The organism is Pseudoalteromonas sp. CO348 (genome assembly GCF_004208845.1).
GTDB lineage: Bacteria > Pseudomonadota > Gammaproteobacteria > Enterobacterales > Alteromonadaceae > Pseudoalteromonas > Pseudoalteromonas maricaloris.
This window is the reverse complement of record NZ_SGPI01000029.1, coordinates 14,649-33,677: the sequence shown is the minus strand read 5'-3', so window position 1 is coordinate 33,677 and position 19,029 is coordinate 14,649. Positions and strand designations below refer to the sequence as shown.

The following is a 19,029-nucleotide window of genomic DNA, read 5'->3' as shown; positions in this document are numbered from 1 at the left end:
GACATTCTACGCCGTGAGTAAACAAATAATGATAAGAATAATAACACTCTTGAGCGCTATGCTCGTTTCTAATTTTTCACTGAGTGCACAAGAAGATGTAGAAATTGAGGGTTTAGTGATGGATCAGAGTATTAGCCGATTTGGTCACCAGTTTTACTTTCAATTTTCACAGTTGTGGAGAGATGTTCCTAATACCTCGGGAATTAATATCACGGTTAAAGAAACGGTTTTGCCAAGAGCTGGCACTCGGTTAGAGGTATTAATGAACAGTCGCGCAGTGTACGCAACAGCAATGGGAAGAAGGGGCGGTTCCGTTGATGAACGAGTTGAAACTGCTATTTTCACCATTATGGACGCGATGGCGAGAGAACAATATCAACAGCATGGTTCAGAAGATTTAGCAGCAAGTGGGTGGTAACATGACAACAATAAAAACAACAATCGTGTGCGCTGGTTTAATGCTACTTAGCAGTGCTAATGTGACAGCGACTGAGCTTGTATATAAACCAATTAACCCTGCATTTGGTGGTAATCCGTTAAATGCCAATATGTTACTGAGTAAAGCACAATCTCAAAATAAGCACAGAGCACCAATCATAGAAAAAACCTATGACGAAAAGTTTCAAGAATCACTCGAGCGTACGTATCTCAACCGTTTGGTAAGAGAAATCACGGATGTTGCGTTTGGTGATGACATCAAAGACAGTATATTTGATCAGGATGCGACATTTATGAGTGGCGACTATCAAATCCAAGTGATCACCAGTACATCCGACACCATCACGGTTAGAATAACAAATACAGCATCGGGTGAAGAAACAATTCTAGAGGTCCCCAGATTTGCCTCATCAGCTGGTGGAGGATATTAAATGCTCCGCGTAATTTTATTGGTATTTTTATTACTGCTCGGCGGTTGTTCTAGCATGTCTCGCGTGTTGCCACCTTCGCAAAGTATAGCAATTGAGCTGACCGACACTGAAACCTTTGCAGAACTAAAAAATTTACCTACACCTAAAGGGCGAATCCCTGTCTCTGTTTATTCATTTCGCGACCAAACTGGGCAGTATAAACCACAAGATAATGTAAGTTCATTTTCAACAGCGGTAACTCAAGGCGCTAACTCTATTCTAATGCAGGCACTACACGAAACGGATTGGTTTATTCCGGTAGAGCGTGAAGGGCTACAAAACCTGCTGACTGAGCGCAAAATTATTCGTGCAGCAAGTGATGATAATGACACAAACGCTTTACCACCTTTAATGACCGCAAAGATCATTTTAGAAGGCGGGATCATCAGCTATGACTCTAATATCCGAACAGGTGGTTTGGGGATGGAGTATTTTGGCATAGGTGCATCTGAGCTTTATCGTGAGGATGTTATCTCCATTTATATGCGCGCAGTTGATGTTCGTACTGGGCAAGTGTTGCTCTCCGTCGCGAGTAGCAAAAAGGTGCTATCCATGGAGGTTCGGGCAGGGTTTTTCCGCTATGTGAGTTATAAACGTTTGGCTGAAGCCGAAGCGGGTTTTAGCGATAACGAACCGATGCACATTTGTGTAACCCAAGCGATAGAAAAAGCGCTGACTTTGATGGTACAACAAGGCATTGAAAAAGGCGTGTGGTCGGCCGCTACCGCATCGTAGGTCGCGCTTTAGCGCGACAAACCTTTACCACAACGCTTCCTTTTGCATGGCACGCATTACCAACCTTAGGTCGTGCTTTAGCACGACAAACCTTTACCACAACGCTTCCTTTTATATGGCACGCACCACCAACCGTAGGTCGCGCTTTAGCGCGACAAAACCTTCACCACAACGCTCGATTTTACACGGCAGACACCACCAACCGTAGGTCGTGCTTTAGCACGACACAACCTTGAGCACGTGCTCCATACTACCCACTTTAAAATAAAGAATAATACTGGTGCATGAGATTCAACAATAAAGTCAGCCACCAATAAGCTGAGTATGTTAATCTAAATAGCAATGAAATAATAAAGAACGCTAACATCATGCACGTACATATTTTAGGGATTTGCGGTACCTTTATGGGCGGGATCGCAGCCATCGCTCAATCATTGGGGCACAAAGTCACAGGTTCAGATCTCAATGTTTACCCGCCGATGAGTACACAACTTGAATCACTCGGAATAGAACTAACTCAAGGGTACGACCCTCAACAGCTCATCGATGTTGAGCCTGATGTGGTGATCATCGGCAATGCCATGAGCCGTGGTAATCCGTGCGTTGAATACGTTTTAGAAAAAGGTATGCGTTATACCTCAGGCCCTGAATGGTTAAAAGACCATGTATTACGCCAGTCATGGGTGTTGGCTGTGGCCGGAACGCATGGCAAAACAACCACTGCAAGCATGTTAGCGTGGTTACTCGAATATGCAGGATTACGCCCAGGTTTTTTGATCGGTGGCATAGTGCAAAACTTTGGTGTGTCGGCGCGCACGTCAGATACGCCATTCTTTGTTATCGAAGCCGACGAATACGATACGGCGTTTTTCGATAAACGCAGCAAGTTTGTCCATTACTTACCTCGCACGTTAATACTCAATAATCTTGAATATGATCACGCTGATATTTTTCCAGATTTAAATGCCATTCAAACCCAGTTTCATCATTTAATTCGCACGCTACCCAGCCAAGGCAAGGCCATATATCCAGCGGATGATGCTGCGTTACAAAACGTCATTGAACGTGGTTTTTGGAGCGAGCAGGAATCCCTTGGTAAAGAATGGTCGTATAACTTGCTCAAGGCTGACGGCTCTCGCTTTACGGTATTATTTGAGGGCGAAGAAAAAGGCGAAGTAAATTGGCAAGCGATTGGTGTGCATAATGTCAAAAATGCCATGATGGCGATTGCGGCGGCAAGACATGTGGGTATTCCAATCGAGGTAAGTATCGAAGCGCTAGGGCAATTTATTTCTCCCAAACGCCGTATGGAAATTAAAGGGGAGGTCAATGGCGTTACTGTCTATGATGACTTCGCGCATCACCCTACGGCAATAGCAACGACCCTAGCAGGGCTTAGGGCCAAAGTTGGAGATGCACCTATCATTGCTATTTTAGAGCCTCGCTCAAATACGATGAAGCTTGGCATTCATCAAGAAACCTTATTGCAATCCCTTGATGTGGCAGATGAAGTGTATCTATTCGAACCAGATGGCCTATCTTGGTCTCTTAAAGCACAAGCCGAAGCCGCGGGTCGTCAGTGTTTTGCAAGCGTAGATGAGATTGTCGCACAGGTTGTGACAAATCAAGCACCAAACCAGCATGTGCTGATCATGAGTAATGGTGGTTTTGGTGGCATCCACGACAAACTTTTAACTGCATTGAAAAAGTAATCACTATGTCAGAACAAACATTTAATGGGCCAATTACGCTGGCCTTTAGTGGTGCGTCGGGCGCCCCATACGGACTGAGATTACTCGAGGTATTAGTGTCGTTAAACTATCAAGTTTACGTGCTAATCTCGAGCGCAGCCAGAGTGGTGCTGGATACTGAGTCCAATCTAAAACTCTCAGGTAATGAACAAAAAGCAACGGAGCAACTAGAGGCGCTTTTCTGTGCTAAAGATAAGCAAATTCAGGTATTTGGTAAAGATAACTGGTTTAGCCCTGTAGCATCTGGCTCGGCGGCACCCAAGCAGATGGTGGTGTGTCCGTGTAGCGCAGGAAGCGTGTCAGCCATTGCGCTTGGGGCATCTGATAATTTACTTGAGCGTGCAGCAGATGTGGTGATCAAAGAGCGTGGCCAATTAATATTAGTGCCGCGTGAGACGCCCTTTAGTCCAATTCATCTTGAAAATATGCTCAAGCTGAGCCGCTTGGGGGTGACTATCATGCCGGCAGCGCCTGGTTTTTATCATCAGCCACAAAGTATCGACGATTTGGTCGACTTTATGGTGGCCCGTATTTTAGATCATCTACACATCGAGCATACCTTAGCGAAGCGCTGGGGTTATGGAGAATAATAAAATATGACAATAGCACTGAACATCAAAGGGTTAAAGAAAGTTTATAGTAACGGCGTCGAAGCGGTTAAAGGCATTGATCTCGAAGTTCAAGAAGGGGATTTCTTCGCGTTGCTTGGTCCAAATGGGGCGGGTAAATCTACCACAATAGGGGTTATTGCCTCACTGGTGAATAAAACCCAAGGCAGCGTAGCGGTTTTTGGCCATAGTATTGATACTCATTTGGAAGACGCTAAGTCGAACTTAGGTTTAGTACCACAGGAATTCAACTTTAGCCAATTCGAGACGCTAAACCAAATTCTAGTGACTCAGGCGGGCTATTATGGTGTGCCAAGAGACGTTGCCCATCAGCGAGCCGAGAAGTATCTCAAACAACTAGGGCTATTTGATAAAAAAGACAAGCAAGCTCGCACGTTATCTGGCGGTATGAAACGTCGTTTGATGATTGCAAGAGCATTGATGCATGAGCCTAAGCTTCTTATTTTGGATGAACCTACCGCTGGTGTGGACATTGAACTACGCCGTTCTATGTGGGACTTTTTGCGTGAAATTAATAAGCAAGGCGTAACGATCATACTCACAACGCATTACTTAGAAGAGGCAGAGCTGTTGTGCCGTAATATTGCGATTATTGATAAAGGTACGATTGTTGAGCACACGACCATCAAGGCATTACTCGCAAAGTTAGACAAAGAAACGTTTGTACTTGATCTTAAGCCGCCCATGCAGCCTGTGGCACTCGATGGTTACCAATTTACCACCGTTGATGACCATACTATTGAGGTAGAGGTAGCTAAGTCGCAAGGGCTCAATGGGGTATTCACACAACTCACAGAGCAAGGTAATCAAGTATTAAGTATGCGTAACAAAGCTAACCGTTTGGAAGAGTTGTTTGTTGGCTTACTGGAGCAGGGGAGAGGGGCATAATCGTGTTGAAATATGGCGTCGCGTTAAAAAGTATTTGGATAAAAGAGTGTATTCGGTTTTTACGTATTTGGGTGCAAACCTTAGTACCGCCAGCGATCACCATGACACTTTATTTTGTGATATTTGGCAGTTTAATCGGCTCGCGCATTGGTGATATGGGTGGCTTTAGTTACATGGAGTTTATTGTTCCTGGCTTAATCATGATGTCGGTGATCACCAACTCCTATTCTAACGTCGCTTCTAGTTTTTATTCCACCAAGTTTCAAAAGAGCATTGAAGAGCTACTCGTTGCACCTGTGCCTAACTATATTATTGTACTTGGCTATATGGGCGGTGGTATGGCGCGAGGTATGCTCGTTGGGCTTATTGTTACTATCGTCAGTCTGTTTTTTGTGGATATTCAAATTCACAACCTAGCGGTTATTGTTATTACGGTTATTTTAACGTCAGCCGTGTTTGCATTAGGCGGTTTGATCAATGCGGTGTTTGCCAACAGTTTCGACGATATTAGTATAATCCCAACCTTTGTGCTGACACCCCTGACTTATCTTGGCGGTGTATTTTACTCAATCACATTACTACCGGAGTTTTGGCAAGGTGTGTCGCAGGTAAATCCAATCATTTATATGGTAAATGCCTTCCGTTTTGGCTTTTTAGGTGTTTCGGACGTTGATATTGGCGTCGCCTTTACGGTATTAGGTGTATTTATATGTGGTCTATTTTGGTTGTCACTGCACTTAATTAAACGCGGTGTTGGACTAAGACACTAATCGCAGGATAAAGAATGAGCGCTGCCATCAATTGCAGCGCTCTTGCGTTATTTCAGGTAAAATCCTTACCATTCCTCCTTAATAATGACTGGTTATGACAGAAGCAAACTCTCGTAGTATCACCACTAATCAACAAGGGCTACACGAAAAGCTCGATGAAATCGTTACTAAGCATCTAACCGCTGAGTTTAAAAAACCCATTGCGGCACATACACAAAGTGCTTTCGATGAGGTTAATGCACGAGTACAGGCCTTTAATGGACCGATTATTTTGGATTCATGTTGTGGTGTTGGTGAAAGTACTGCAAATTTGGCGAAGCGACACCCTGATGCGTTGGTAATTGGCATCGACAAGTCTGCGCATCGACTAGATAAACACGATGTTGAATATAAACAAACGGAACAAGGCCAATATATTTTGGTGCAAGCCGATCTCAATGACTTTTGGCGATTAGCGCTGGAAGCAGATTGGCAGCCAACTCACCATTATTTGCTGTATCCTAATCCGTGGCCGAAAGCTAAACATATTCAAAGACGCTGGCATGGTAGCGCGGTGTTCCCTTTTATCGTCAAGTTAGGCGGCAAGTTGGAGCTGCGCAGTAATTGGGATATTTATGTAAAAGAGTTTGCCAGAGCTTTGGCGCTTAGCGGTGTTGATGTTGCAGTGGAAGCCTACGAAAGTGATGAGGCTATTACACCCTTTGAACGTAAGTATTGGGCAAGTGGCCAATCTAGTACCCGCTTAGTCGTAACGCTTTAATTTAACCTATTACAGATCTACACTTCAAATTGATAAAAGCGGCTTAAAGATGGCCGCTTGCTTTGCCTATCCAGCTACCTTCTAATCTTGCAACGCCTGCTGCTTCCAATTGTTTTGCCTGTTTGCTGGTGGCAACACAGGGTACAATCAAGTCGATCCGCTTGGCATTGCAATGACTTGCAAGATATTCAATGGAGCTCAGCAGCATCTCATCTTCATCCAGGTTTTCACAAATACTGGCTTCTAAACAAATGGCATCCAGTGGGAGTTTTAAGATCCGGTTGATGGTAAGAAAGCCGCTATTCACACCCGTTACCGCAACATTTGCACCTTTTGCTTTTAATGACTGCATCATTAAGCTCATATCACTAAAGTTTTTGAGTACATCCGTTTCATTAAACTCAAATGTGATGAGCTGTGGCTGCGGGTAACGGCGTAGGATCTGGCTGATATATTCAAAATATTCCGCATCCGCGATTTCACTGTGGCTCAATTGCATGCTCCAAGCATGATTTGATTTACGAAAACGGGTGACGCATAACTCAAGTAGCTTAATACTAATTTGGGCGCGGAGTTTTGGTTGCTTCATCACTGGGTAAAAATGTTCGGCGTCGATGATAGCGCCGCGCTCGTTAAGGACACGTGCCGTGCAATGGTACTGAATGTCAGCATGATCATGACAAGCTTTACGCGGCGTAAAGAAAGGAATGATGCGGTCTGATTCACACGCGTTTTGCAGTAAACGGGTGAGGTGGAGATTTTTTGATTGTTGTTGAGGATTCAGTTGCAGCTGAGAATCAAAATAACACACTTGGGTATTTTGTTGTTGAGCCTGACGTAGCGCGAGAAAGGCATTTTCCAGTAACAGCGCGCAATTGCCTTTAGCAACACCCGCACACAAATTAACGTATAAATGCGGCGCGTCGTATATGGGTTTTGCACAAGGGAATGACTCGGTTAAGTTCGCCAAATAATGCTCACCGTTTTCGATACTGGTAACTAGTGCAATTTTAGACGTAGTAAGGCGATAAACCTCAAATGGATGGGTAAACTCGCCAAAGTAACTCATGACTTTTGCCATAACGTTATCGCCAACTTCCGTGCCATAGAAGCTAATGATATCCTCAAGCTCTTTAACCCACACCACGCTTAAGCATAGGTGTTGCGATTTAGAATATTTAAGTGCTTGCTCAAGGGCGATTCGGTTGCCAAATCCGGTGCGACTATCTGTTGTTAAAGTCTTCTTGTAGTACATAAAGTACAAGCTCACGACGACCAAAAACATCACAAAAAAGAAGCTAGCGTCAATGGCGGCATCCATCACGCTTTCTTGTAACCGGCTTTCTAAATCGTGAATGGTTAAGTCGGCACCTGCTATATAAGTAGTGCCATCGGGTAGCACAAAAGGAATAAACACACTTTTAAAGTGACCCCATTTGTCTTTGGCTATTTCAAATACAGGTTCGGTAGAATGAAAGGCGCTTTTTAGGGTAATTGAGGCCTCGGAATAAACGTCTTGGTAACGTGTAAGTCTGTTGAGTTTAAGATCTTCTCGGGTGTAACTGGACGCGGTAAAGTGCACGTAAGGTGGCTTAAGCACCATGGTATAGACGTATTCAACATTTAGAGCACGGGCAAGCTCGGTGAGGGCATGACTTTTTTGCTTAAATTCGGCAGGGGTTATTTGCTCTGGTGACTCGTGATATTTTTTACCTACAATGACGTTGGCGCTGGTGGCAGCATTGATTAGCTGGGCGTCGATCCTTGCCATGATATCGCGGCGCGTATCATAATAGTTGGCGATAACATAAATCGATAGGGCAGCTAAAAAGATAAAAGAGGCTAAAACGAGCCAAGCAACTGGGAGTCGGGAAGTGTAACCTGTGAGTCCTAAAAGCTGAGTTGCTTTTGCTGTAGGCTGCCTAGATTTAGCTTTGAGCGGTTGAGCGATACTCCGAGTATTCATGATAATCCTTTATCCACAATATCGTTATCTAACAACGATAAAATACCTAACTGGCGTAAGCGTGGTGGCTGCTTTGTTACATAATATAAACAATACAACATAAATTGACGTCTTGAGAAGAAATAAAGCAAAAAACTTTTTCTCCAATGATCAATAAAATGCATTGTTGCGGGCAAATCGGCAATATACCGTTTTGCTAGGTTTATGTCCCCATTTTATACCTTATTTTTGACGAGAATGTAAAATAGAAACGCCAGAATACTGAGGGATTTTTCACTGAACTTTCGTTGGGTTTTCATAAAATTGTCAATGTTTCATGAATTTTAACTAGACAATAGAAGACAATTCCCTTTCTTTACAGTAAAGTTAGCCATTTCATGTATCACAATCTCTTGTGCAATTTGTATCTACTCAATTTCTAAAATGGGTAGATAGGCTACTGCACCGTTTGATGTTTAGGTAGTATTGATGGGTCCAAAGCGTTGCGCCGTTGCGTCTGAAGAAAGCTTAATGCGTATATTTACCGTGCCAGAGGCGCCTGATTCAACTTTAAGCAGAATCGAGCAAGAAATCTCGAGCAATTTGGCTGGCTTTTTAAATGAGAATATTGCGGCAATCGAAAAGCCACTGCACGAAGTTGAAAAAGACTTTCAGTCGGCGGTGATCCCCGAAGTGCCGATGTTTGTCTCAGACTATGCGCAAGATATCATGGAGCAATTAGTTGCTCACTCAGTACATACCGCAGCCCCAAGCTTTATTGGGCATATGACTTCAGCTTTACCGCATTTCGTGTTGCCTCTGTCGAAGCTGATGGTGGGACTCAATCAAAACCTAGTCAAAATTGAAACGTCAAAAGCCTTTACTCCACTTGAACGTCAAGTGTTGGGAATGATGCATCACTTGGTTTATGGCAGCGATGATGCTTTCTACGATAAGTGGATGCACAGCGCAAAAACGTCACTTGGTGCTTTTTGTTCTGGTGGCACAATTGCCAATATAACCGCGCTTTGGATTGCAAGAAACCGCTTATTAAAAGCAGATGGTGAATTTAAAGGCATTGGCGCATCGGGTATTGTGGCTGCAATGCTACATTATGGCTACCGAGGCTTAGCGGTATTGGTTTCTGAAAGAGGTCATTATTCACTAGGTAAGGCCGCAGATGTGCTAGGTATTGGCCGTGATAACTTCATTTCAATCAAAACAGCTGGCAACAATAAGGTGGATGTTGATGCGATGCGAGCTAAAGCTCATGAGCTTGAAGCGCAAGGGATTAAAGTACTGGCTTTGGTTGGTGTTGCTGGGACGACCGAAACGGGTAATATTGACCCGTTAGAAGAGATGGCTGATTTAGCCGAAGAGCTCAATTGCCACTTTCATGTTGACGCCGCTTGGGGTGGAGCAACACTACTATCGAATAACAATCGCCACCTTCTTAAAGGGGTGGAGCGAGCAGATTCAATAACCATAGATGCGCACAAACAAATGTATGTGCCGATGGGGGCGGGTATGGTGCTATTTAAAGACCCTGCAGCATCTGATGCAATTGAACATCACGCCGAATACATCTTACGGAAAGGCTCAAAAGATCTGGGTAGCCATACTTTAGAGGGGAGTCGTCCTGGTATGGCGATGTTAGTGCACGCATGTCTGCGTGTCATTGGTCGTCAAGGCTATGAGATGCTCATCGATAAAGGGATTGAAAAGGCACGGTATTTTGCTGAACTAATTAAACAAACCCCTGATTTTGAGCTGATCTCTGAACCTGAGCTATGTTTGCTGACTTACCGCTATGTGCCTGAACAAATAAAAGCGGCAATCGCACAAGCGGATGAACAAGAAAAGATAGAGATTTATGCCGCACTCAACCGTTTTACTGCTAGCATGCAAAAGCGCCAGCGTGAAGCAGGTCGCTCTTTTGTTTCTCGAACACGCTTAACGCCAGAGCAATATGACCGCCAACCTACGGTGGTATTCCGAGTGGTTTTGGCCAATCCTCTGACATCGGAGTCTTTGCTTAAAGAAATCATGGATGAGCAACGACAATTGGCAATGTCAGATCCGGTATTTAAAAAATACCTCGCAAAATATATTAAATAATCAACGAATAAAGTGGCCTCGTGCCACTTAAATAATCTCAGGTTTATTACCTTTTAGCATTACCTCCTTTACGGATTGCTCTACTTATATTCTTATTTCTTACATAATCGTGTGAAAATATTCCTAAACATAGGTTAATTCTAGTATTTAAGACTATGCTTAAAAATTATGGCGCGTTATGCTAGCAGAAAAGAATAAAATCTTCGTATTATGTTGAAGAACTTTAGCAATGTCACTCAGAGGCTTAGGCGGCTCAGTTCGCAGGAGCTTGATGTATCGGGAACATTTCAAAGCTTCCTGATTGATTTACTAGATGAAGGTAAGCTTACCTTAGACGTCACTCGGGTGTCTGTTTGGTTGTTTGACGATCTTGACAAACCCTCTGAACTTATCAATGTTGCTAATACAGATTGGCAGGATGATGAGTTACCTGTGCAATTGCCTGCTTTAACGTATGAAAACTTTCCCGCTTATTTTTCAGCAATCAACAGTGGTCAATCGATAGATGCGAACGACGCTGCTGCCGATCCCAGAACCTCTGAATTTCAAGAGTGTTATTTAACTCCAAACCACATAGTAACCATGTTAGATACGGTGATCTTTAAAAATGGTATTCCTCACGGAGTGGTGTGCTGTGAGGGGAATAATGGCGTACGTACGTGGCACAAAGATGAAATCGCGTTTGCAGAGATGATTGCGGACTGCTGCAGTCGCCGATTACTGGTTAAAGAGTTATGGCAGTTACAGCTGCAACTCACTGACATGGCGTTTAAAGATCCACTCACTGGGTTGAGTAATCGACGTTTTTTAATGGATAACGCAAAACGTGAGATCAGTCGTCATGCACGCTTTGATCATCCATTTAGTATGATGATGCTAGACATAGATCACTTTAAAAAAATCAACGATAATCACGGCCATGAAACCGGTGATTTAGTGTTAAAAAGCTTTGCCGAAATCTGCGTAAATACCTTAAGGTTAGAAGATTGTATGTGTCGTTTAGGGGGTGAGGAGTTTATTGTGCTGTTACCTAACACGCCGGTAAATTCAGCGATGGTGATCGCCGAGCGCCTACGACAAGAAATAGAGCAATCGGTTATCTCTACGCCATCAGGGGAGATCACCATTACATCAAGCTTTGGGGTCGCTGAAGTCAATACCAATTTACCTTTTGGTCATTCGTTAAAAGCCGTTGATCACGCGGTATATCAAGCCAAAGCTGCAGGCCGCAACTGCGTGATCCCTGCGCAATAGAGGTGGCGTTGAATACACCAACCACAGGCGCAGCCAATTTGCTATTGCACGCTCAAGTTAGTTGAAGCGTCCGGCTCTGACGCGCCTTACCCTTTGGTTTATCCAATGTCTAAAGCAGTGTGCATAGAGCCATTGCTTAATGCCGGTTAGATTTTTGTGTTGCTGATAAAGCGCATCAGGACTTGTATAAAGCCCTAAATCGCGTGTGATACTTTGCTTTTGAATATATGCACCATTTAACGAAAAGCGATTATCGGGTTGCTGTAAACAGGGAGTGGAAATACCAAACCCAGTAAAGTTTTTTGCCTTCGAGAACTGTTGCTGAACTTGTTTTAGGTAGCCGTCATCTATTATGAAACCTTCAAGCTCTATCCAGCGCTCCTCTAGATAAACTTCAACCCAACTATGGATAATACTTTTTGGAGCAAACCACGTCAGTAGGGTAGGAATTAACCCTTGTTTAAGATCGTTGGCTATCTCAAACCCATGAACTCGGGTGGGAATATCACAAGCCCTTAGCAATGCGACCAGTAATGTTCCTTTGGTATTACATTGTCCATAGCTTTGCTTAAGCACTTGGCTTGCAGTTAGTGTATCTATCTTACTATAACCAAATTCGATGTCGTCTTTGACGAAGTTATAGATTTGTTCCGCTGCCGCGATGGCGTCAAGTTGCCGCCAACCTTTTGCTTCTATTAAGCCTTGGATCTCTGAATGTTGATAATCAACTAAAGGGGTAGTTACTAAAAATTGCTTCATGGTTATGCTCCTATTTTGGTAGTAGTGTGATGCAACTTAGGTAACTAAGCTTGAATAAACTGGCTAAGTTCATGGTTAGTTAATGGGTATACAAATAGATTTTTTTATTTTGTATTTAGGGAAGGAACCTATGAGAAAAACAACAAAGATTGTTGATAAGATATGTACTGACAAAGTACTGAAGCAGCGACCAAGTGACCACGATGACATGTTTTACGATTATGGAGGGTCGCTTGCATGATGTGGAAAGTCTTATTTTATTTCTTACTACTGACGTTTATTGCCTCAATCTATGATGCATTTACGCTGCCGGATCATTTAGCAATAGAATCGAGCGTGTTTACTGGGATTGTGTTATTGGTCGCAGATCTCTTAAATGTATTTGGTGCCTTTTGCGTCGCTTATGGCAAGCGTCCTATCACAGATGTGTGGTTTTGGAGCGTGTCATTAGCACTATTTATTGCTGCCAATGTTTACATTCAGCTTCAGGCATTTATTCAGTTTCGTATTGGCTATACGGTCGATGAGATGATTGTTCATTCGATTATTTTCCTCGTCGTATTAACCATATCGTCGCTACCTATGGTCAAGCTGATTGATGAAGCTTATAAGCGAGGTAATAAACAAACGGCTTAGTTTATATCGCTTTGTGTTTTTAATGCCTCAGTCGGTGTAATGCCAAACTGCCGTTTAAATGTACGGCTTAAATGAGCGCTATCTGCAAACCCCGCGAGCATGGCTGCTTGTGTAAGGTTGTTGCCTTGTTGTATGGCAACAACTGAGCAGATCAGCCTGCGCCACAGCACATAAGGTCGCCACGCTATCCCTACTTGCTCTGTAAACAGATGTAGAAAGCGACTTGGTGAGAGATAAAGTGACTCGGCAATTGTATTTGCGTTGAAGTGACTGGGTTTAAGGCAAGTTTGTGCGTTAAAACACGCATCTAATTGCGCCAATACACGGTCAATTCGTGGATCTAAATCTGTTGTCGATAGCTCGGTAAGTCCTACTATGTGTATCAACTCGGAAAGCTTGGCATTGCTATTTGGTGCAGTATTTATCTTGATTGCTGAGCAGCTGTTGCCTTGTAGCTGCTTGCCATACAAGCTTTTTGGCTCGACTAATATCACCCAGCCTAAGGTCATTTTTAAGCTATGTTCTACGCCACTAGCAATTACGCTTGGGCCAGATAGCGTCTTGTCACCGATTTTCGCGATACAGTCGCTCAAGGGCAGATTAATTTGAATAAGGTGATGTGAATGGCACGCAACATTCAAGTCTTTGACAAAGGAGGCGAATATACCCGGAGTGAGGTGCAGCATAAAAACAGCCGAGACTTTCGTCTCGGCGAGCAGTATTAACCAGCGAATGCGTCTTGCAATGGTGGTACAACTTGCTTTTTACGGCTCAGTACGCCGTCCAACCATACTTTGCTTGCTTCAGGCTCAACGTCGTATGCTTTTGCGATGATCGCTTCATCATCAGAAGCGATCAGCATTTGTGAGCCTTCTTTCATGATATCAGTAAGTAGTAGCATCACACTGTGGCGATTACCTTCTTCTTTTAATTTTGCGATGTCGGCATGTAGCTCATCTTTGATCTTATCAAATACAGCAAGATCAACCACTTCAAGCTGGCCAATACCAACAAGGTTGCCATTCATGTTAAAGTCTTTGAAATCACGCATGACTAGGTCACGAATTGGTGTGTCTTCAACTGCTGATTTCACCTTGAACATTTCCATGCCAAGCTCTTTAGCATCTTCAACACCGGCGATTTTTGCAAGCGCTTCAACACATTTGATATCCGCAGTGGTACAAGTTGGTGATTTGAAGATGACTGTGTCGCTTAGGATTGCACACATCATGATACCAGCAATGTTTGCTGGGATTTCTACATCGTAGAAGTCGTACATCATTTTAATGATCGTGTTACTACAGCCAACTGGGCGGATCCAACACTCAAGTGGTGTTGAAGTTGTAAGGTCGCCTAGTTTGTGGTGATCAACTACGCCAACCACAGTTGCTTTATCGATGTCGTCAGGTGCTTGCGTTTTTTCAGTGTGGTCAACGATATACACATCTTCGCCAGCATAGCTCATCTTAAGCTCTGGTGCTTCAAAACCAAAACGGTCAAGAATAAACTGAGTCTCCGGTGAGACTTCACCTAAACGCGTAGGGATTGCTTCTTCACCAATTTGGTTTTTTAAATAAGCAAGTGCGATTGCACCGCAGATTGAATCTGAATCAGGGATCTTATGACCCACTACATACATTGCCATTGACGGAACTCCTTAAAATTTTGCCCACATTCTAGCAAAATAACTTGTCATTTAAATAGTGTAAATGCGCAATTTGGCGTAGATAGGGGACGGTAACGACAGATTGTTGAATTAGGCGAAATAGCCTAGGCGAGCAAGGGCTAATTGAGCATGTATAAATACAAATTAGTATTATACACTAACCGCTCAAACGCTTAGGAGATGGGTATGATTCAAATGAGCCGTAAGGCGTGGAATAACGTGGTGATCTTTTCCATGTTACTGATGATCTTTTTTCTCAACGGCCTCCACTATAAATTGAATCCCAGTGACGACAAAGCAAAGATACAAGCTGTGCTGCCAGAACAAAGCTTTGTCCTAACCGTGGCATTTCCTGGCTATAAAATTGAACGCATTGGCACGAGCTGGCGTATAGAGTTACCGCAAGGCTCAAACCAGAGCTTTAGTGAAGATGCCTTACGTGCGCTTGTTGCCAAGTGGCAAAGTTTACAGCTATTGGTTGTTGAGGCGCCAAAGCAGTTGGAGCCCGCGTTGAGCGCTGCGCAGTTTTGGCTGGCAACCCAAGAGCTTCCCCTTAGCTATCAGCTGTATCCTAGCGATAATGGCTTTGTATTATTTGATAAACAACAACAGCGTTGGTTTGAGCTTGATAGCGTGCAAGCCAAAGCATTATTTCTACCGATAGAATTGTAATACCACAAACCACACAGTAATAGAGTGAATTATGCCTGAGTTACCAGAAGTCGAAGTGAGCCGTTTAGGCATTCAACCGTATTTAGAGCAACATATTATCCAAAGCGTAAAAGTACACAATGGTAAGCTAAGATGGCCTGTACCAGAGGAAGTACAATTGCTTGAAGGTGAGAAGGTGCTTGCGGTTAAGCGACGGGCAAAATATTTGCTTATCGAATCCAAGCATGGCACTGCGATTTTGCATTTGGGGATGTCAGGAAACTTACGCGTTGTTGATAGCAAAGAGCCACTAAAAAAGCATGATCATGTGGAGATCATTCTGGCCTCAGGTAAGTCGCTCAGGTTGAACGACCCACGTCGCTTTGGTGCCTTTTTATGGCAAGGTGCAGGCGAAGATCATAGCGTTTTTGAAAAGCTGGGTCCTGAGCCGTTGACCGAGCTTTTTACTGCAGAGTACTTATTTGAAAAAAGCAGAGGCAAGAAGCAGCCAATTAAACAATTTGTTATGGATAATCATGTGGTGGTTGGTGTGGGTAATATTTATGCCAATGAATCTTTGTTTAAAGCGGGGATCCATCCCAAAAAAGAAGCAGGTAAAATTTCACTTAAACGCTACCAATTACTGACACCGATCATCAAGGAAACCTTAAGTGCAGCTATCAAACAAGGGGGAACGACACTTAAAGACTTTGCTCAAAGTGATGGTAAACCGGGTTATTTTGCCCAAGAATTGCTGGTGTATGGTCGCAAAGGTGAACCTTGCGTAAGCTGCGAAACGCCACTAAAAGAGATACGTCTAGGGCAACGCAGTACAGTGTATTGCTCTAAATGTCAGCGCTAGAGCAAAGTGCAGGCTAGGAGCCTGCGGTTTTAAAGTCTATCTTAACTTGGTTTTCTTGTAGCGTTGCTGAGCAAGGGGGATAACTGCGGGTTGTTTTATACACGCGGTCAAAGATATGGATTTCAACCCCTGAATGAAGCGCTTTGTTTGCTGCAAGCTTCGTGTTGTCGAGCAAATCGTGTAAGTCGTGATCAAGCTGGCTGAGCTTTTGCTCAAGGTGCTCGGCTTGCTGGCAGTAGTGCATCTGTGTTGCGCCAATTTTAGTTTTGAGTTGCTGCTTTTTGGCTGCGTCTTTTACTAACTCTGCTTTTTCTATCGCTTGCTGTAGTTGATCTAAAGAATCATTGGTGGCGGCGACTTCTTTGAACAGGGTGTCGGTTTCTTGGGTGATTTTAAGACCTTTGCGTGCCAGATAAATCATCATCTTAGCGCCAGACTCACTGCCAATCTCTCCCGCAACTACCATTTGTGCATCGATAATTGAGCCACCTATCAACTTGCCATTTGGATGATCGCCAGTGCCAACTTGTATCAGCTTTTGCGCTTTAATATCGCAGTGGTTACTTTGCTTATTGATAATAATGTTATCGCCTTCAAGGTAAGTATATTGTCCATGGGCAATCTCAACATTGCCTTTGGCGATAAGTTTGCAAGTTAAGCCTTGCTCATTATTTTGATGGTCGACATGGCCAATCACGCCACCTCGCACTTCAATATGACCACCAGCGATAAGTTCTCCAGATTCTACCGTGCCGAGCACTGTGATATCGCCTTGTGCGGTTACGTGCATACCCGGCTCCACATTATGGGTAACGATAACGCTGCCATTAAAGTCGACATGACCACTTTTTACTGTGACATCGGCAATCGTAAATACATCATCCACGCGCATACCGTTGGCGATATCTGAGGGGCAACCTGCGATAGTTGCGATAAGCTCTAGTGGGTTGGTGGGGTTGATCTCGGTGCCTTCACCCGCCATAAGCTGGAACGATTCGCCGGGCTTTGCTTCAATACTTTCACCGCTAACCGTAAAGCCTTCTTTACCTGGTGTTGCGGGTTTTTGAGTCACCAATAAATCACCCGGTGCAACGCTTGCAAGCTTACCAAAATCACGCATGTCAACGGTGCCGTCTTCACGCATTCTAGGTTGCTTGAGTCTCTCTTTTAAAGTTTGTACATGCGGCAGTAATTTTGCTGACTGGCCGTCTTGTGGTGGCCGGCCTTGGGCGATTAACCCAGATGCTTCTTCACCAGGTGGAAGTTCAAATTGTTTGCGCAGGATATTTTCTAGGTAAGCTTGCTTATAGCCGCGACTGACGCCTGCTTTAACAATGGCTTTTTTCGCTTCTTCTAATGATATCGCTTTACCACCGCGAGCCGTTTTAAGTTGCCCAAAGGCCTGCATTTTATCGTCACTTAAGGTGACTTCAAACTCGGCATCATGTTGTTTAGCTACGACAATTTGGCTCTCGGGGAAGTCGCTTTGGAAAAAGGCATTAATCGAGTCGTGATCAATTTCGCAGTCGGCAAATTGCGACTTTTCAAGGGCTTCAATCACAAACGCAGCACTCGGCGGTGAAGCAGACTTCACATCCATTAAGATATTGCCATTGTGCGCAAGCTTGAACACGATAACTGCCTCGTCGAATTTTTATCCTATAGTTTCAGCTTGCTAAAGAAACATCAATTGGTCAAGTGCTTAGGCCAATTTTCTTACGTTAATATGGGTTAAGTTAAAAAACAGAAATAAATCGTGATTTTCTAATACTTTCAGATGAATAAAATCACCGCGCTTAAAAATGTGCGGGCTTATCATGCGCTTCTTGCAGCAGGATTTTAATCGCTTCAGGAACAACCTTTTTCTGTGTTGAAATCGCATAAAAATACTCATAAATATTAGGTAGTTCCTGATATTGCTGTAGCACCCCTTGGGCTATTTCGTCTTTTACTACTACGGCTGGTAAAACAGCCACCGCGCCACTGTCTCGTGCCAGTAGTCGCATCATCGCCATATCGTCGACCTCTGCCAAAATGTTGGGGAAATACTGATACTGAGCGCACAGAGCATTAAATGCGGTGCGTAAATCTGAGTTGGCAGGTGGCAAGATCCAGCGTGTTTTTTCAAAGCCTTGTGGAAATGGCGTGCTTGGCTTGAGCGCAGGCGGACCAATGATCGCCAGCGGTTGCTTGGCAACCAGTTGGCACTGCCAATAGGGATCTGAAGTATCTAGGTTTATTGTTCGGTTGGTAAGCACTAAGTCCAGTTCATAATTGGTTAAGCCGTTGAGTAGCTCAGAAATACTGCCTGACTTTAACTTAAATTGCACATCGTTGCGTCGCATCAAAGGACTAATAAAAGCTTCTACAAAGTTACGTGACAGAGTGGTCAACACCCCAATCGTCACGTGGGTGGTTGACTGTACGCCTTTGCTTAGCAAAGCTTCGAGCTCTTGCCCCGTGGTAAAAATATCGTCGGCGTAGCTCAGCACCTTTTTACCCTGATCGGTAAGCATTAGGCTGCGGCCTACGCGCTCAAATAGTGATACCCCGACATTATGTTCCAACTGTTTGATTTGCGCAGAGAGCGCAGATTGCGAAACATGTAATTCTTTAGCGGCTTGAGTCAGGTTTCCGAGCTTGGCGACCTGCCAAAAGTAGTAAAGGTGGTGATAATTAAGTCGGCTCATCTATATA

The 19,029-nt window shown here is 43.9% G+C and carries 20 protein-coding genes; 14 read left to right on the top strand and 6 right to left on the bottom strand.

Annotated features, from left to right (window positions below; all coding sequences use genetic code 11):
* Window positions 1-28: 28 nt before the first annotated feature.
* From EXT48_RS14095 to EXT48_RS14055, 9 genes are all read left to right on the top strand, one after another.
* Complete coding sequence (locus EXT48_RS14095) at window positions 29-418, top strand: CsgE family curli-type amyloid fiber assembly protein (protein ID WP_275446517.1); 390 nt, start codon at window positions 29-31, stop codon at window positions 416-418.
* A gap of 1 nt (window position 419) precedes the next feature.
* Window positions 420-869, top strand: a complete 450-nt coding sequence (locus EXT48_RS14090; protein ID WP_205992087.1) for a curli assembly protein CsgF — start codon at window positions 420-422, stop codon at window positions 867-869.
* Window positions 870-1,643 carry a CsgG/HfaB family protein gene (locus tag EXT48_RS14085; RefSeq protein WP_039494281.1) on the top strand — a complete coding sequence of 258 codons (774 nt, stop codon included), beginning with the start codon at window positions 870-872 and terminating at the stop codon, window positions 1,641-1,643.
* A complete protein-coding gene (locus tag EXT48_RS14080; RefSeq protein ID WP_130164818.1) occupies window positions 1,619-1,879 on the top strand; it encodes a hypothetical protein in 261 nt (86 codons plus the stop codon). The genes EXT48_RS14085 and EXT48_RS14080 overlap by 25 nt, the downstream gene beginning before the upstream one ends.
* A 132-nt stretch (window positions 1,880-2,011) precedes the next feature.
* Window positions 2,012-3,355, top strand: a complete 1,344-nt coding sequence (mpl, locus tag EXT48_RS14075) for a UDP-N-acetylmuramate:L-alanyl-gamma-D-glutamyl-meso-diaminopimelate ligase (RefSeq protein WP_130164817.1) — start codon at window positions 2,012-2,014, stop codon at window positions 3,353-3,355.
* Window positions 3,356-3,360: 5 nt separating this feature from the next.
* Window positions 3,361-3,984: a flavin prenyltransferase UbiX gene (locus EXT48_RS14070; protein WP_039494285.1), complete on the top strand. Its 624-nt coding sequence runs from the start codon at window positions 3,361-3,363 to the stop codon at window positions 3,982-3,984.
* A 6-nt stretch (window positions 3,985-3,990) separates the two neighbouring features.
* The gene (locus EXT48_RS14065) at window positions 3,991-4,911 is read left to right on the top strand and encodes an ABC transporter ATP-binding protein (RefSeq protein ID WP_130164816.1); all 921 of its coding nucleotides are present in this window, start codon (window positions 3,991-3,993) and stop codon (window positions 4,909-4,911) included.
* A 2-nt stretch (window positions 4,912-4,913) separates the two neighbouring features.
* Window positions 4,914-5,681 (top strand): ABC transporter permease, encoded by a 768-nt coding sequence (locus EXT48_RS14060; protein ID WP_010605731.1) that lies wholly within the window; start codon window positions 4,914-4,916, stop codon window positions 5,679-5,681.
* A 94-nt stretch (window positions 5,682-5,775) separates the two neighbouring features.
* Window positions 5,776-6,441, top strand: coding sequence for a tRNA (guanosine(46)-N(7))-methyltransferase TrmB (locus tag EXT48_RS14055; protein WP_130164815.1), 666 nt, complete (start codon window positions 5,776-5,778; stop codon window positions 6,439-6,441).
* Between the two features lie 43 nt (window positions 6,442-6,484).
* Here EXT48_RS14055 and EXT48_RS14050 read toward each other — a convergent pair whose 3' ends face one another.
* On the bottom strand, window positions 6,485-8,407 hold the full coding sequence (locus EXT48_RS14050) for an EAL domain-containing protein (RefSeq protein WP_130164814.1): 1,923 nt from the start codon (window positions 8,405-8,407) through the stop codon (window positions 6,485-6,487).
* Window positions 8,408-8,875: 468 nt separating this feature from the next.
* On the opposite strand from EXT48_RS14050, the gene panP reads away from it, so the two are divergent.
* Both panP and EXT48_RS14040 read left to right on the top strand, forming a co-directional pair.
* Entirely contained in the window at window positions 8,876-10,504 is a 1,629-nt protein-coding gene (panP, locus tag EXT48_RS14045; RefSeq protein ID WP_017217078.1) for a pyridoxal-dependent aspartate 1-decarboxylase PanP, read from the top strand.
* 210 nt (window positions 10,505-10,714) lie between these two features.
* On the top strand, window positions 10,715-11,758 hold the full coding sequence (locus tag EXT48_RS14040; protein ID WP_130164813.1) for a sensor domain-containing diguanylate cyclase: 1,044 nt from the start codon (window positions 10,715-10,717) through the stop codon (window positions 11,756-11,758).
* 57 nt (window positions 11,759-11,815) lie between these two features.
* On the opposite strand, the gene EXT48_RS14035 is transcribed toward EXT48_RS14040, so the two are convergent.
* Window positions 11,816-12,517, bottom strand: a complete 702-nt coding sequence (locus tag EXT48_RS14035; protein WP_130164812.1) for a transglutaminase family protein — start codon at window positions 12,515-12,517, stop codon at window positions 11,816-11,818.
* A 237-nt stretch (window positions 12,518-12,754) separates the two neighbouring features.
* Here EXT48_RS14035 and EXT48_RS14030 point away from each other — a divergent pair, with 237 nt between their 5' ends.
* Window positions 12,755-13,153: a hypothetical protein gene (locus EXT48_RS14030; RefSeq protein ID WP_130164811.1), complete on the top strand. Its 399-nt coding sequence runs from the start codon at window positions 12,755-12,757 to the stop codon at window positions 13,151-13,153.
* Here the strand turns inward: EXT48_RS14030 and EXT48_RS14025 are convergent.
* Window positions 13,150-13,839, bottom strand: coding sequence for a helix-turn-helix transcriptional regulator (locus tag EXT48_RS14025; protein WP_130164810.1), 690 nt, complete (start codon window positions 13,837-13,839; stop codon window positions 13,150-13,152). The two genes, EXT48_RS14030 and EXT48_RS14025, sit on opposite strands and share 4 nt — an antisense overlap.
* Before the next feature lie 35 nt (window positions 13,840-13,874).
* A complete protein-coding gene (locus tag EXT48_RS14020) occupies window positions 13,875-14,798 on the bottom strand; it encodes a manganese-dependent inorganic pyrophosphatase (RefSeq protein WP_130164809.1) in 924 nt (307 codons plus the stop codon).
* A 207-nt stretch (window positions 14,799-15,005) separates the two neighbouring features.
* Here EXT48_RS14020 and EXT48_RS14015 point away from each other — a divergent pair, with 207 nt between their 5' ends.
* Both EXT48_RS14015 and mutM read left to right on the top strand, forming a co-directional pair.
* Complete coding sequence (locus EXT48_RS14015; protein WP_130164808.1) at window positions 15,006-15,491, top strand: hypothetical protein; 486 nt, start codon at window positions 15,006-15,008, stop codon at window positions 15,489-15,491.
* 31 nt (window positions 15,492-15,522) lie between these two features.
* On the top strand, window positions 15,523-16,332 hold the full coding sequence (gene mutM / locus EXT48_RS14010; protein ID WP_039494310.1) for a bifunctional DNA-formamidopyrimidine glycosylase/DNA-(apurinic or apyrimidinic site) lyase: 810 nt from the start codon (window positions 15,523-15,525) through the stop codon (window positions 16,330-16,332).
* Between the two features lie 13 nt (window positions 16,333-16,345).
* Here the strand turns inward: mutM and EXT48_RS14005 are convergent, their stop codons facing one another.
* Together EXT48_RS14005 and EXT48_RS14000 are read right to left on the bottom strand one after the other, a co-directional pair.
* Complete coding sequence (locus EXT48_RS14005) at window positions 16,346-17,965, bottom strand: DUF342 domain-containing protein (protein ID WP_130164807.1); 1,620 nt, start codon at window positions 17,963-17,965, stop codon at window positions 16,346-16,348.
* 163 nt (window positions 17,966-18,128) lie between these two features.
* Window positions 18,129-19,022 (bottom strand): LysR family transcriptional regulator, encoded by an 894-nt coding sequence (locus EXT48_RS14000; protein ID WP_130164806.1) that lies wholly within the window; start codon window positions 19,020-19,022, stop codon window positions 18,129-18,131.
* Window positions 19,023-19,029 lie beyond the last annotated feature (7 nt).

Coding starts and splice junctions, on each gene's coding strand:
- mutM (WP_039494310.1), top strand. CDS start 15,523: ATGCCTGAGTTACCAGAAGTCGAAGTGAGCCGTTTAGGCATTCAACCG.
- EXT48_RS14015 (WP_130164808.1), top strand. CDS start 15,006: ATGATTCAAATGAGCCGTAAGGCGTGGAATAACGTGGTGATCTTTTCC.
- EXT48_RS14085 (WP_039494281.1), top strand. CDS start 870: ATGCTCCGCGTAATTTTATTGGTATTTTTATTACTGCTCGGCGGTTGT.
- EXT48_RS14055 (WP_130164815.1), top strand. CDS start 5,776: ATGACAGAAGCAAACTCTCGTAGTATCACCACTAATCAACAAGGGCTA.
- EXT48_RS14030 (WP_130164811.1), top strand. CDS start 12,755: ATGATGTGGAAAGTCTTATTTTATTTCTTACTACTGACGTTTATTGCC.
- EXT48_RS14040 (WP_130164813.1), top strand. CDS start 10,715: ATGTTGAAGAACTTTAGCAATGTCACTCAGAGGCTTAGGCGGCTCAGT.
- EXT48_RS14065 (WP_130164816.1), top strand. CDS start 3,991: ATGACAATAGCACTGAACATCAAAGGGTTAAAGAAAGTTTATAGTAAC.
- mpl (WP_130164817.1), top strand. CDS start 2,012: ATGCACGTACATATTTTAGGGATTTGCGGTACCTTTATGGGCGGGATC.
- EXT48_RS14020 (WP_130164809.1), bottom strand. CDS start 14,798: ATGGCAATGTATGTAGTGGGTCATAAGATCCCTGATTCAGATTCAATC.
- EXT48_RS14000 (WP_130164806.1), bottom strand. CDS start 19,022: ATGAGCCGACTTAATTATCACCACCTTTACTACTTTTGGCAGGTCGCC.
- EXT48_RS14035 (WP_130164812.1), bottom strand. CDS start 12,517: ATGAAGCAATTTTTAGTAACTACCCCTTTAGTTGATTATCAACATTCA.
- panP (WP_017217078.1), top strand. CDS start 8,876: ATGGGTCCAAAGCGTTGCGCCGTTGCGTCTGAAGAAAGCTTAATGCGT.
- EXT48_RS14025 (WP_130164810.1), bottom strand. CDS start 13,839: ATGCTGCACCTCACTCCGGGTATATTCGCCTCCTTTGTCAAAGACTTG.
- EXT48_RS14095 (WP_275446517.1), top strand. CDS start 29: ATGATAAGAATAATAACACTCTTGAGCGCTATGCTCGTTTCTAATTTT.
- EXT48_RS14050 (WP_130164814.1), bottom strand. CDS start 8,407: ATGAATACTCGGAGTATCGCTCAACCGCTCAAAGCTAAATCTAGGCAG.
- EXT48_RS14090 (WP_205992087.1), top strand. CDS start 420: ATGACAACAATAAAAACAACAATCGTGTGCGCTGGTTTAATGCTACTT.
- EXT48_RS14070 (WP_039494285.1), top strand. CDS start 3,361: ATGTCAGAACAAACATTTAATGGGCCAATTACGCTGGCCTTTAGTGGT.